Source organism: Kitasatospora sp. NPDC028055 (assembly GCF_040637885.1).
Lineage (GTDB): Bacteria > Actinomycetota > Actinomycetes > Streptomycetales > Streptomycetaceae > Kitasatospora.
Genome location: NZ_JBEZXE010000003.1, coordinates 185,020 through 196,624 on the forward strand (window position 1 = coordinate 185,020; position 11,605 = coordinate 196,624).

Consider the following 11,605-nt stretch of genomic DNA (forward strand, 5'->3'; position numbering starts at 1 on the left):
AGGGGCAGTTTGTCGTACGGCTCTTGGGGGTGCGGAGAGTTCACGACGGTGATCCGTCCTGCTGACGGGAGTGGGGGCATCCCTGCGGCACCGGCGGCCGTGGTGGGGTGGGTCGGCCGGACGGTGTCGCGCAGCGGTGCGGGTGGAACCGGCTTGGCATCGACACGGCCGCGCCCTCCGCCGGTCGGCGAGGACGGCCCCGGATCGCTCCGGGACCGTGGGACGTGTCGACGGCGACAGTGTTGGCCGGGGCCCGACAAGCTGTCAACAGTTTCGACAAGCACGTCGAAAGCCTCGGGACCCTCCGGGTGGGCCGGGATGCCGATCAGATGCTCGGCAGTCGGGGCGCGTGCAGGAACTTGTCCGGGATCTCGCCGATTTCCGACGGTCACTCCGCAGTGCAGAGCGTGATCTGCACCGGCGAACGTGCTCGAAAGTTTCGGCGATCCCCCTCGGCCGCCGAGAAGCGCCCTCCGCATCGACAGGGCGTGCCACCGTCGGCCGACCGTCGGGTCCTGGGCCCGCCTTCGGGACGTATGTTAGCGCTCACATGCGTCGCCCCGGGCGAGGCGCGGGGGTGTGGCGCCGCCGCACGACGAGGTGGCGGACGGTCGAGATCGGGGCGGGGGCTGCGGCTCTCGACGGCGAGAGTGTCGCGGCATGCTCCTCCGGGTGCGGCAACTGCCCATGTTTCTGACGAGTTGACGGCGCTTCGGACCACCCCCGGTGACCCGGTCAAGATTGAGTAACGGGCCGCAAGAGCCTTGCCGGGGCCATTTGTGAGCGCTAACAATCTGTTCCGAGCGAAACGGCGTCGAAACCTCACGTTCACGTGACGGGTGCCGCTCGCGCGATCGACGAATCCGAGAGGAAGTCCCACCATGTCCAAGAAAGCTGCGGCGGCTCTGGTCGCCGGTGCGATGGTCACCGTCCTCACCGCGTGCGGTTCCGGCGGCGGTGGGGGCTCGGCCGACAAGGGGCCCGGCCACAAGCTCGTCGTGGGCTTCTCGCAGGTCGGCGCGGAGAGCGGATGGCGCACCGCGAACACCAAGTCGATCCAGGAGTCCGCGAAGAAGGCGGGCATCGAGCTGAAGTTCTCCGACGCGCAGCAGAAGCAGGAGAACCAGATCAAGGCGATCCGCTCGTTCATCCAGCAGAAGGTCGACGTGATCGCCTTCTCGCCGGTGGTGGAGTCGGGTTGGGACACCGTGCTGAAGGAGGCGAAGGACGCCAAGATCCCGGTGATCCTCACCGACCGGGCGGTGGACTCCAAGGACGACTCGCTCTACGTCTCCTTCCTCGGCTCGGACTTCGTCGAGGAGGGCAAGAAGGCCGGCGACTGGCTGGTGAAGGAGTACCAGGGCAAGTCCGACGCCGTGAACATCGTCGAACTGCAGGGCACCACGGGTTCGGCGCCGGCCAACGACCGCAAGGCGGGCTTCGGTGACGTGGTCAAGGCGGACGCCAAGTTCAAGGTGGTGGCCTCGCAGACCGGTGACTTCACCCGGGCGAAGGGCAAGGAGGTCATGCAGGCGTTCCTGAAGGCCCAGCCGAAGATCGACGTGCTGTACGCGCACAACGACGACATGGCGCTCGGGGCGATCCAGGCGATCGAGGAGGCCGGCAAGAAGCCGGGCACCGACATCAAGATCATCTCGGTGGACGGGGTGAAGGACGCCTTCACCGCGATGAGCCAGGGCAAGATCAACGTCGACGTGGAGTGCAACCCCCTCCTCGGCGACCAGCTGATGGACCTGGCCAAGAAGGTCAAGGCCGGCGAGCAGGTGCCGAAGCGGATCAAGACCGAGGAGGGTGTCTTCACCCAGGACCAGGCCGCCGCGGCGCTGCCCACCCGCCAGTACTGACCGGCCCGGCCGGCCCGGGGAGCGATCGGCGGATCGCTCCCCGCGGCGCCGGGTCGTACGAGGAGAGGAGAACCGGGGTGCGTCAGCAACCGGTCCTGGAAGTACGGGGGATCCGCAAGGAGTTCCCCGGGGTGGTGGCGTTGGACGGGGTCGACTTCCGGCTCTTCCCCGGCGAGGTGCACGCCCTGATGGGGGAGAACGGCGCCGGGAAGTCCACGCTGATCAAGGTGCTGACCGGGGTCCACCCGGCGGACGGCGGCGAGATGGTCCTGGCCGGGGAGCGGGTGCGGATCGCCGGACCGCTGCAGGCCCAGCAGGCGGGCATCAGCACCGTCTACCAGGAGGTGAACCTCTGCCCGAACCTGTCGGTCGCGGAGAACATCTTCATCGGCCGCGAGCCGCGCCGCCTCGGCCTGATCGCCTGGGCCGAAATGCGCCGCCGGGCCGCCGAGTTGGTGCGCACGCTGGATCTGGACATCGACGTCAGCGCGCCGCTGGACAGCTACTCCATCGCCGTCCAGCAGCTGGTCGCCATCGTCCGCGCGGTCGACGTCTCGGCCAAGGTGCTGATCCTGGACGAGCCGACCTCCAGCCTGGACCGCGACGAGGTGAGCCAACTCTTCGCCGTGATGCGGCGGTTGCGCGACCAGGGGGTCGCGATCCTGTTCGTCTCGCACTTCCTCGACCAGATCTACGAGATCTGCGACCGGATGACCGTCCTGCGCAACGGCCGGCTGGAGGGCGAGTACCTGACCAGCGAGCTCAACCAGGTCGACCTGGTCTCCCGGATGATCGGCTCCGAACTCGCCGGACTCGACCAACTCGCGGGCGGCCAGCGGGGCGAGCGCTCCGTCCCGGCCGCCGGCCCGGCCTTCCTGGAGGCCGAGGGCCTGGCCCGGCGGGGCGCCGTCGAGCCGTACGACCTCGCGATCCGCCCCGGCGAAGTGATCGGCCTGGCGGGCCTGTTGGGGTCCGGCCGGACGGAGGCGGCCCGACTGCTGTTCGGCGCCGACCACAAGGACGGCGGCGCCGTGCGGATCAACGGCACCGAGGCCGACCTGCGGACCCCGCGTGACGCGATCGCCCACGGCATCGCGTTCTGCTCGGAGAACCGCAAGACCGAGGGCCTGGTCGGCGAGTTGACCGTCCGCGAGAACATCGTGCTGGCGCTGCAGGCCGCCCGCGGCTGGACCCGTCCGCTGTCGCGCACCGTGCAGGACGCGTTGGCGGAGCGCTGGATCCGCACCCTCGACATCCGCCCGGGCGACCCGGAGGCGCTGGTCCGCAACCTCAGCGGCGGGAACCAGCAGAAGGTGCTGCTGGCCCGCTGGCTGATCACCGACCCCAAGCTGCTGATCCTGGACGAGCCCACCCGCGGCATCGACATCGGCGCCAAGGCCGAGATCCAGAAACTGGTCGCGGACCTCGCCGAGAAGGGCATGGCGGTGCTGTTCATCTCCGCCGAACTGGAGGAGGTGCTGCGGCTCAGCCACCGCGTCGGCGTGCTGCGCGACCGCCGGATGGTCGCCCAACTGCGCAACGACGGCGCGCTCACCCCGGAGCGCGTCCTGGCCACCATCGCGAGCGGAGCGGAACAATGACCACGGCCCTGACCACCCCATGGGCCAGGGCGGTGACCCGGTCCCGGCTGTTCTGGCCGGCCGTGGTGCTGGCCGCGCTGCTGCTCGGCAACCTCGCCTTCACCCCGGACTTCTTCGCGATCCACCTCAAGAACGGCCACCTGTACGGCAGTTCGATCGACATCCTGCACTTCGGCGCCCCGCTGATCCTGGTGTCGCTCGGTATGACCCTGGTGATCGCCACCGGCGGCATCGACCTCTCGGTCGGCTCCACCGTCGCCATCGCCGGCGCGCTGGCCTGTCAGCACATCAGCCAGGCCGCCGACCCGGCGAGCCTCGGCACGGTGTTCGGCGCGGTGGGCATCGCGCTCGCGACGGCGGTGCTGCTGGGCGCGGCGAACGGTGTGCTGGTGGCCCGGGTCGGGGTGCAGCCGATCATCGCGACCCTGATCCTGATGGTCGCCGGACGCGGCGTCGCCCAGCTGATCACCGACGGCCAGATCATCACGATCACCAGCGAGCCGTACAAGCTCATCGGCGGCGGCTACTGGCTGGCGATGCCGTTCGCGATCCTGCTCAGCGGGCTGGTCGCACTGCTGACGGCGCTGCTCACCCGCTCCACCGCGCTGGGCATGCTCCTGGAGTCGGTCGGCGGTAACCCGGTCGCCAGTCGGCTGGTCGGCATCCGGGCGATGCGCCTGGTCGGCCTGGTGTACGTGTTCAGCGCGCTGTGCGCGGCGGTCGCCGGACTGATGGTCTCCTCCAACGTCTCGGCGGCGGACGGCAACAACGCCGGCCTGTGGATCGAACTCGACGCCATCCTCGCGGTGGTGATCGGCGGGACCTCGCTCAACGGCGGCCGGTTCTCGATCGGCGGTACGGTCCTCGGCGCGCTGATCATCCAGACCCTCTCCACCACCGTCTACACGATCGGCATCCCGCCGGAGACCACGCTGGTGTTCAAGGCGTTCGTGGTGATCGCGGTCTGCCTGATCCAGTCGCCGAACTTCCGCGCCAAGGTCGCCAAGCGCGGTGCCGGACGCCACAGCGGAGCCCGACCCGCTCCAGCCACCACCACCACCACCAACACCAACCGGGAGGTCGGCGCGTGAACGCCAACGCCCTGCTGGCCAGAGTGCGCGGACAGATCCCGCTGCTGGTCACCTCCGTCCTTCTGGTGTCGATGTTCACCGCTGGATCGGTGCAGTACGACGGATTCTTCTCCGGGCAGGTGCTGCTCAACCTGCTGATCGACAACGCCTTCCTGCTCGTGGTCGCGGTCGGCATGACCTTCGTCGTGCTGACCGGCGGCATCGACCTGTCGGTCGGTGCGGTGGTGGCCCTGTCCACGATGGTCTCCGCCTGGCTGGTGGAGCAGCACGGCTGGCCGCCGTTGCTGGTCATCCCGCTGGTGCTGCTGATGGGTACGGCCGGCGGCTGGGTGATGGGGTGGGTGATCCACACCTTCGAGATCCAGCCGTTCATCGTGACGCTGGCGGGCATGTTCCTGGCCCGGGGCCTGTGCTACACGATCAGCATCGAGTCGATCTCGATCACCGACCCGTCGTACACCGCGATGGCGCAGACCCGGATCCCGCTCGGCGACCTGTTCATCTCGCCGAGCGTGCTGATCGCGCTGCTGGTGGTGGCGGCCGCGTTCGTCGTCCTGCACTACACCCGCTTCGGCCGGAACGTGTACGCGCTCGGCGGCAGCGAGCAGTCGGCCCTGCTGATGGGCCTGCCGGTGGCGCGGACCAAGACCACCGTGTACGCGATCAGTGGCTTCTGCTCGGCGCTCGGCGGCGTCCTGCTCACCTTCTACATGCTCTCCGGCTACGGCCTGCACGCGGTCGGCCTGGAACTGGACGCGATCGCCGCCGTGGTCATCGGCGGCACCCTGCTCACCGGCGGCTCGGGCTACCTGCTGGGCACCGTGCTGGGCGTGCTGGTGCTGGGCCTGATCCAGACCGTGATCAGCTTCCAGGGCACCCTCAGCTCGTGGTGGACCAGGATCGTGATCGGCGGGCTGCTGTTCGTCTTCATCGTCCTGCAGCGACTGATCACCGCCCGCCGCCGATAGCCGGAGCGGTCCTCGGCGGTCGGGTCCGCAGGGCCCGCGTCCCGGCCCGAGGCCGAACGCCGGGCACCGAACGCCTACCGCCGGTGGTGCGGCGGGGGAGGGGGAAGGGTGTCGGCGCCCGGTGCCGGCTCCGGCCAGACCAGCAGGACGGGGCAGGGCGCGTGGTCGACGACGAAGCGGGTGGCGGGGCCGAGGCTGTGCGGTCCCAGCCGGGAGCGGTCGCCGTCCCGGGCCAGGACCAGCAGCTCGGCCCCGTCGGCCGCCGCGACCACCTCGCGTTCGGCGCGGCCGGTGCGCTCCAGCCGGGTGCAGGGGCGGGCGAGGCGGTCGGCGGCGGCGTCCAGGAGCTGCCGGGCGGAGGCGGCGGCGAGGTGTTCCACCCGGTCGCCGGGGTCGCGCTCGCGGTGGCCGCGCCCCAGCAGGCCGGCGAAGGCGCCGTGGGCGACGCCGGGGACGTCCTGGCCGCTGACGTGCAGCAGGACGAGCTCCGCGCCCTGCGGCGCGTGGACGCGGGCGGCGTCGACGCAGGCGGGCCAGGTGCCTTCGGCGATCCAGACGACGACGGTCACGGTGTCGGCCTCCTCATGCTCCGATGATCTGCAGGGACCCCCACAGTGCCACCACGGACAGCGTCAGGGCGGCGGGTACGACGAGCAGCCCGAGCCGGGTGAACTCGCCCAGGCCGAGCTCGGTGTCGTGCTCGCGGACGATCCGCCGCCACAGCAGGGTGGCCAGCGAGCCGGCGTAGGTGAGGTTGGGGCCGATGTTCACCCCCAGCAGCACGGCCAGCACGGCGCCGGAGCCGGAGGGCACGGCCAGCGGGAGCAGCACCAGGGTCGCGGGCAGGTTGTTGATGACGTTCGCCAGGACGGCCGCCAGCGCGGCGACGCCCAGCAGCGCGGGCAGCGAGGTGCCGGACGGGAGGAGGTGTCCGAGCGCGGAGGCCAGCCCGTTGTCCACCACCGCCCGGACCACGATGCCGAGCGCGAGGACGAAGGCCAGGAACGGCACGGCGGCCGAGCGGATGATCGCCACCGGAGTGGTGCGGCGCCGGGCGAGCGCCCGGACGGCCAGCACCAGCGCGCCGACCATGGCCGCCCAGGCCGGATCGACGCCGACGATCGAGGTCAGGACGAAGCCGGCCAGTGTGCCCGCCACCGTGACCAGGGCGAACAGCGGCAGCTCCGGCGCCGCCACCTCGGTGCCGGCCGCGGTGCCCGCGTCCAGGTCGGCGGCGAAGAACCGGCGCAGCACCACGTACTCGACGGCGACGGCCACCAGCCAGGGCAGCGCCATCAGGGCGGCGAAGCGGGTGAAGCTCAGCCCGCTCGCGGTGAGGGCCAGCAGGTTGGTGAGGTTGGAGACCGGCAGCAGCAGCGAGGCGGTGTTCGACAGGTGGGTGCAGGCGTAGAGGTGCGGCTTGGGGCGGGCACCGAGGCGGGCCGCGGTGGCGAACACCACCGGTGTCAGCAGCACCACGGTGGCGTCCAGGCTGAGCACGGCCGTGATCACCGAGGCGACGACGAACACCTGCGCCAGCAGCCGGCGCGGACTCCCGGCCGCGGTGCGGGCCATCCAGGCCCCGCAGGCGCGGAACAGCCCCTCGTCGTCGCACAACTGCGCCAGCACCAGCACGGCGGCCAGGAACCCGATCACCGGCCCGAGCCGCTCCGTCTCGGCGACCGCGTGCGCCGACGGGATCGCGCCGGTGGCGACCACCAGCCCCGCCGCGGGGACGGCGACCACCGCCTCCGGCCACCCCCACGGCCGGGCCACCGCACAGACCAGCACCAGGACCAGCAGGCCGACGGACAGTGCTTCGGCGAACGACGTACTCAGGGTCCTGCTCCTCGCGGGCGGTGGTGACGGCGGTGACGGCGGCTACGGCGGTCCCCATCGAACCAGAGCCTCCCGGACCGCGGCACGTCGGGCAGGCCGGGGTCGACCGACGACCGACGACCGACTGCCGTGCGCCTCGCCGATCGGGCGGGCCCGGCCGCAGCGGTCACCGGGCCCGTGCCCGGTGGACGACCGGCGCTGCCTTCGGTGCGCCCTGCCGTCGCGGTCGCGGCGCGGCCTCAGCGGCCGGGGCCTCGGCGGCCGGGGCCTCGGCGCCCCAGCGGCGGGCGAGGACGGCGCACACCATCAGCTGCACCTGGTGGAAGAGCATCAGCGGCAGCACCATCAGTCCGGCCGCCGCGCCGGGGAAGAGGACGGCGGCCATCGGGACGCCGCTGGCCAGGCTCTTCTTGGAGCCGCAGAAGACGATCGCGATCAGCTCGCCCCGGTCGAACCCGAGCCGGCGGCCGCCCAGCAGGGTCACGCTCAGGACCAGCGCCAGCAGCGCGGACTCGACCACCAGCAGGGCGGCCAGCCGGGGCAGCGAGAGCGTGCCCCACATCCCACCGACGACGGCGGCGCCGAAGGCGCTGTAGACGACCAGCAGGATCGAGCCGCGGTCCACCAGGGCGAGGACGGCGCGGTGGCGGGCCGTCCAGGGGGCGATCCAACGGCGCAGCAACTGCCCGGCGGCGAACGGCAGGAGGAGTTGTTCGGCGATCTCCAGCACGGTGCCGGCCGGGATGCCGCCCCTGGTGTGCAGCAGCACGGCGGCGAGCAGCGGGGTCAGGAGGATGCCGAAGAGGCTGGAGAAGGTCGCACTGCAGACCGCGGCGGCGGTGTTGCCGCGGGCGATCGAGGTGAAGGCGATCGAGGACTGCACGGTGGAGGGCAGCAGGGTCAGGAACAGCAGGCCCTGGTAGAGCTGCGGGGTCAGGACGGTCGGCACCAGCAGGTGGGCGGCCGTCCCGAGCAGGGGGAAGAGGACGAAGGTCACCGCGAGCACGGTGCCGTGCAGTCGCCACTGCTTGAGGCCGTCCCAGGCCTCACGGGCGGAGAGCCGGGCGCCGTAGAGGAAGAACAGGACGGCGACCCCGCCGGTGGCGGCGTCCGAGACGACCGGTGCGGCGGCGCCGCGCGCGGGGAGCAGGGCGGCGACTGCCACGGTGGCGAGCAGGGAGGCGATGAACGGGTCGATCCGGAGGCGGGCGCGTCGTCGAAGCAGTGGTCGGGCGCGGAGGCGGCCCGTTCGGCGGGTGTTTCCTCGGCTGTGGGGCGGGGTGTTCGGGCGGGCCATGGTTCTCCGCGCTGGTGGTTCGGGTGGGACGGCCTCAGCCTGCCGCCCGTTCGGGTGAGTGTGAATCCCGCTGGCCGCACTCACTGTCATCATGATGCGTGATATCAGCGGATAGGCTGGCTGGATGTTCGATCCGGTGCAGTTGAGGTCCTTCCTCGCGGTGGCCCAGACCGGCGGCTTCACCCGCGCCGCCCAACGGCTGGGACTGCGGCAGTCGACGGTCAGCCAGCACGTACGGCGGCTGGAGGAGGCCGCCGGCCGGCGGTTCTTCCTCCGCGACACCCACTCCGTGCAGCTCACCGGCGAAGGCGAGGCGATGCTCGGGTTCGCCCGGACCATCCTGGACGCGCACGAGCAGGCGCTCGGCTACTTCGCGCACACCCAGGTGCGCGGGCGGGTGCGCTTCGGTGCCTCGGAGGACTTCGTCCACACCGAACTGCCGCAGATCCTGCGGGGCTTCCGGCGGCGCAACCCCCAGGTCGACCTCGAACTCACCGTCGGGCTGAGCGCCGTGCTCTACGAGCAACTGGCCGACGGGCGGCTCGACCTGGTGCTCGGCAAGCGGCCGCCGGGCGGTGACACCCAGGGCCAACTGGTCTGGCAGGACCGGCTGGTGTGGGCCGCCGCGGAGGACTTCCGGCTCGACCACCCGGCGGAGCCGCTGCCGCTCATCGTCTACCCGCCGCCCAGCATCACCCGGGCCCGCGCCCTGGACGCCTGCGAACGCGAGGGCCGGCCCTGGCGGATCGCCTGCACCAGCACCAGCCTGTCCGGGGTCCGGGCCGCCGCCCTGGCCGGCCTCGGCGTGGTGCCGCACGCCCGCAGCCTGATCCCGTCGGACCTGCGCCCCTTGCCCGACCAGTCGGGCCTGCCGGACCTGGGCACCACCGACTTCGCCCTCACCACGGGGCGCACCGCGGCCCGCGGCCCGGCCCAGGCGCTGGCCCGAGCCGTCCTCGCGGACGCGTTCCGGCTGCACCGCGCGCCCACGGCGGCGGAGGCGCCGGCCCCGGTGGAAACCCGCTGGTGAGGGGTGTTCGGGGCAACGTAGACTCCCGTGCTCGTGACCGAGACCACCGCCGCCGCTCCGATACCCGGCCCCGCCGACCTACCGCCCGTCACCCCGCCCGCCACCTTGCCGGACACCCCGCCGGCCACCTCGCCGGGTGCTGACGCCGAGCTCGTCGCCGCGGCCGTGGCCGCCGCCGGGCGCGGCATGGTCGGCCGGGAGACGGTGGCCGAGGTGGTGGCACTGTGCGCCGTCGCCGGGGAGCACCTGTTGGTGGTCGGCGCGCCCGGGACGGCGAAGTCGGAGGCGGTCCGGCGGGTCGCCGCGCAGCTCGGCGGGCGGTACTTCGAGTACCTGCTCGGCCGCTTCACCGAGCCCAACGAACTGTTCGGACCGGTCGACCTGCGCCGACTCCGGGAGGGCCGGGTCGAGTTCGAGACCGCCGGGATGCTGCCCGAGGCCGAGATCGCCTTCCTGGACGAAGTCTTCCTCGGCTCGACCGCCGTCCTGAACACCCTGCTCGGCCTGCTCAACGAACGGGTCTTCCGGCGCGGCGGCACCGTGCTCGCCAGTCCGCTGCGGATCTGCGTCGGCGCGGCCAACCACCTGCCCGAGGACCCGGCGCTGGCCGCCTTCGCCGACCGGTTCCTCGCCCGGGTCTTCGTCGAACCCGTCGTCGACGCCCGGCTGGAGGAACTCCTGGAAGCCGGCCGCCGCCCGGCCGCGCCCGCGGCCACCGGCGACCTGCTCGGCGCCCTCGACCGGCTGACCGCCGCCGCCCGCGGCTGCGACCTCGACGCCGTCACCCCGCTGCTGGCCACCGCGCTGCGCCGACTGCGCTCGGCGGGCGTCCCGGTCAGCGACCGGCGGGCCGTGCGCTCGCAGAACCTGGTCGCCGCGGCCGCCGTCCTGGACGGCCGCACCGCCGCCTCCGCCCGCGACCTCTGGGTGCTCCCGCTGATCGCCCCCACCGCCGACACCCAGGCGCTCGCCCGCGAGGCCCTCGCGGACCTGATCGACCGGGCCGCCAACCGCAGCCTGGCGCACACGGCGGAGGAACTCTCCCGCAGCAGCGCGGCCCGCGCCGAGCGCCTGCTGCGTACGGGCACCGCGCTGCTCGCCGAACACGGCGGGCTGCCGGACGGTCAGGACTCCCGGCTGCGGCTGGAGGCCGCGCTGCGCGAGATCGACGCGGGCTTCGACCCGGCGGACCTGCCGGCGCCGCTGACCGGGCTCCGGGCCGGACTGGTCGCGGCGGTCACGGCGGGTGCGGCGGTCGCACCGGTCGCACCGGTCACGGCGGGTGCGGCGGTCGCCTCCCCGTGACCGGTGCCCCGCTCCGCTGGGAGCGCCGTGAACCACCGCTGGAACCGGTCGCCGCCCTCGCCCTCGGCACCGCCGTCCCCGCCCTCGCGGCCGCGACGCGCTCCCGGCTGGCGGCCGGGCACCGGCTCGCCGTGGCGGCCGACGGGACGGCGCTGCTGGTCCTCGGCGAGGCGCCGGACCTGCCCTGGGCCGACGGTGCCCGCTACCTGGGCGAGGACGACGGCGTGCTGGTGCCGACCACGGCCCGCCCGCAGCCCGGGGCGGCCCTGTGGCGGGTCGCGCTCGGGGCGACGGACGGGCAGTTGTGCGTCCTCGTCCCCGGCCACGCACTGGTCGGTGACCGTCCGGCGCCCGTCCGAGGCCCGGCGGACCTCGACCGCTTCGTGGAGCCCGGCAGTGGGGAGCCCGGCAGTGGGGAACCGGGCAGTGGGGAACCGGGCAGTGGGGAGCCCGGCATCGGGGAGCCGGGCATCGGGGAGCCGGACGGAGGCGTCGCGCGGAGCGGCGCGGAACGGGTGCGCGAGCAGGGAGGACCTCGACGGTGGAGCGGTACGACGCGGAGCGGAGCGGAAGCGTGAGCAGCGGGGCGACGGTCGAGGCGGCGGAGCC

General features: G+C 72.8%; 10 protein-coding genes. 7 read left to right on the forward strand and 3 right to left on the reverse strand.

Annotation, left to right across the window (positions count from 1 at the left end):
* The first annotated feature begins 881 nt into the window (after nt 1-881).
* The 4 genes from AB0F71_RS06930 to yjfF all read left to right on the forward strand — a co-directional run bounded on the left by AB0F71_RS06930 (nt 882) and on the right by yjfF (nt 5,525).
* Nucleotides 882-1,865, forward strand: a complete 984-nt coding sequence (locus AB0F71_RS06930; RefSeq protein WP_360229334.1) for an ABC transporter substrate-binding protein — start codon at nt 882-884, stop codon at nt 1,863-1,865.
* Between the two features lie 77 nt (nt 1,866-1,942).
* Entirely contained in the window at nt 1,943-3,466 is a 1,524-nt protein-coding gene (locus AB0F71_RS06935; protein WP_360229336.1) for a sugar ABC transporter ATP-binding protein, read from the forward strand.
* Nucleotides 3,463-4,557: an ABC transporter permease gene (locus AB0F71_RS06940; protein WP_360229338.1), complete on the forward strand. Its 1,095-nt coding sequence runs from the start codon at nt 3,463-3,465 to the stop codon at nt 4,555-4,557. Before AB0F71_RS06935 ends, AB0F71_RS06940 begins: the two co-directional genes overlap by 4 nt.
* Nucleotides 4,554-5,525 carry a galactofuranose ABC transporter, permease protein YjfF gene (gene yjfF, locus AB0F71_RS06945; protein ID WP_360229340.1) on the forward strand — a complete coding sequence of 324 codons (972 nt, stop codon included), beginning with the start codon at nt 4,554-4,556 and terminating at the stop codon, nt 5,523-5,525. The genes AB0F71_RS06940 and yjfF overlap by 4 nt, the downstream gene beginning before the upstream one ends.
* 74 nt (nt 5,526-5,599) lie before the next feature.
* Here the strand turns inward: yjfF and AB0F71_RS06950 are convergent, their stop codons facing one another.
* The 3 genes from AB0F71_RS06950 to AB0F71_RS06960 form a co-directional block, all read right to left on the reverse strand.
* Nucleotides 5,600-6,094, reverse strand: coding sequence for a universal stress protein (locus tag AB0F71_RS06950; RefSeq protein ID WP_360229342.1), 495 nt, complete (start codon nt 6,092-6,094; stop codon nt 5,600-5,602).
* A gap of 13 nt (nt 6,095-6,107) precedes the next feature.
* Complete coding sequence (locus AB0F71_RS06955; protein WP_360229510.1) at nt 6,108-7,364, reverse strand: arsenic transporter; 1,257 nt, start codon at nt 7,362-7,364, stop codon at nt 6,108-6,110.
* Nucleotides 7,365-7,530: 166 nt separating this feature from the next.
* The gene (locus AB0F71_RS06960) at nt 7,531-8,661 is read right to left on the reverse strand and encodes a bile acid:sodium symporter family protein (protein ID WP_360229344.1); all 1,131 of its coding nucleotides are present in this window, start codon (nt 8,659-8,661) and stop codon (nt 7,531-7,533) included.
* Nucleotides 8,662-8,785: 124 nt separating this feature from the next.
* Here AB0F71_RS06960 and AB0F71_RS06965 point away from each other — a divergent pair, with 124 nt between their 5' ends.
* The 3 genes from AB0F71_RS06965 to AB0F71_RS06975 are packed head-to-tail and all read left to right on the forward strand — an operon-like array spanning nt 8,786 to nt 11,574.
* Nucleotides 8,786-9,691, forward strand: a complete 906-nt coding sequence (locus AB0F71_RS06965) for a LysR substrate-binding domain-containing protein (protein ID WP_360229346.1) — start codon at nt 8,786-8,788, stop codon at nt 9,689-9,691.
* Between the two features lie 33 nt (nt 9,692-9,724).
* The gene (locus AB0F71_RS06970) at nt 9,725-10,996 is read left to right on the forward strand and encodes an AAA family ATPase (protein WP_360229348.1); all 1,272 of its coding nucleotides are present in this window, start codon (nt 9,725-9,727) and stop codon (nt 10,994-10,996) included.
* Nucleotides 10,993-11,574 carry a hypothetical protein gene (locus AB0F71_RS06975; RefSeq protein WP_360229350.1) on the forward strand — a complete coding sequence of 194 codons (582 nt, stop codon included), beginning with the start codon at nt 10,993-10,995 and terminating at the stop codon, nt 11,572-11,574. The genes AB0F71_RS06970 and AB0F71_RS06975 overlap by 4 nt, the downstream gene beginning before the upstream one ends.
* The last annotated feature ends 31 nt before the right edge of the window (nt 11,575-11,605 follow it).

Bases quoted from the DNA above. Each gene is read 5' to 3' on its own strand.
- AB0F71_RS06960 (WP_360229344.1), bottom strand. From the start codon at position 8,661: ATGGCCCGCCCGAACACCCCGCCCCACAGCCGAGGAAACACCCGCCGA.
- AB0F71_RS06940 (WP_360229338.1), top strand. From the start codon at position 3,463: ATGACCACGGCCCTGACCACCCCATGGGCCAGGGCGGTGACCCGGTCC.
- AB0F71_RS06930 (WP_360229334.1), top strand. From the start codon at position 882: ATGTCCAAGAAAGCTGCGGCGGCTCTGGTCGCCGGTGCGATGGTCACC.
- AB0F71_RS06965 (WP_360229346.1), top strand. From the start codon at position 8,786: ATGTTCGATCCGGTGCAGTTGAGGTCCTTCCTCGCGGTGGCCCAGACC.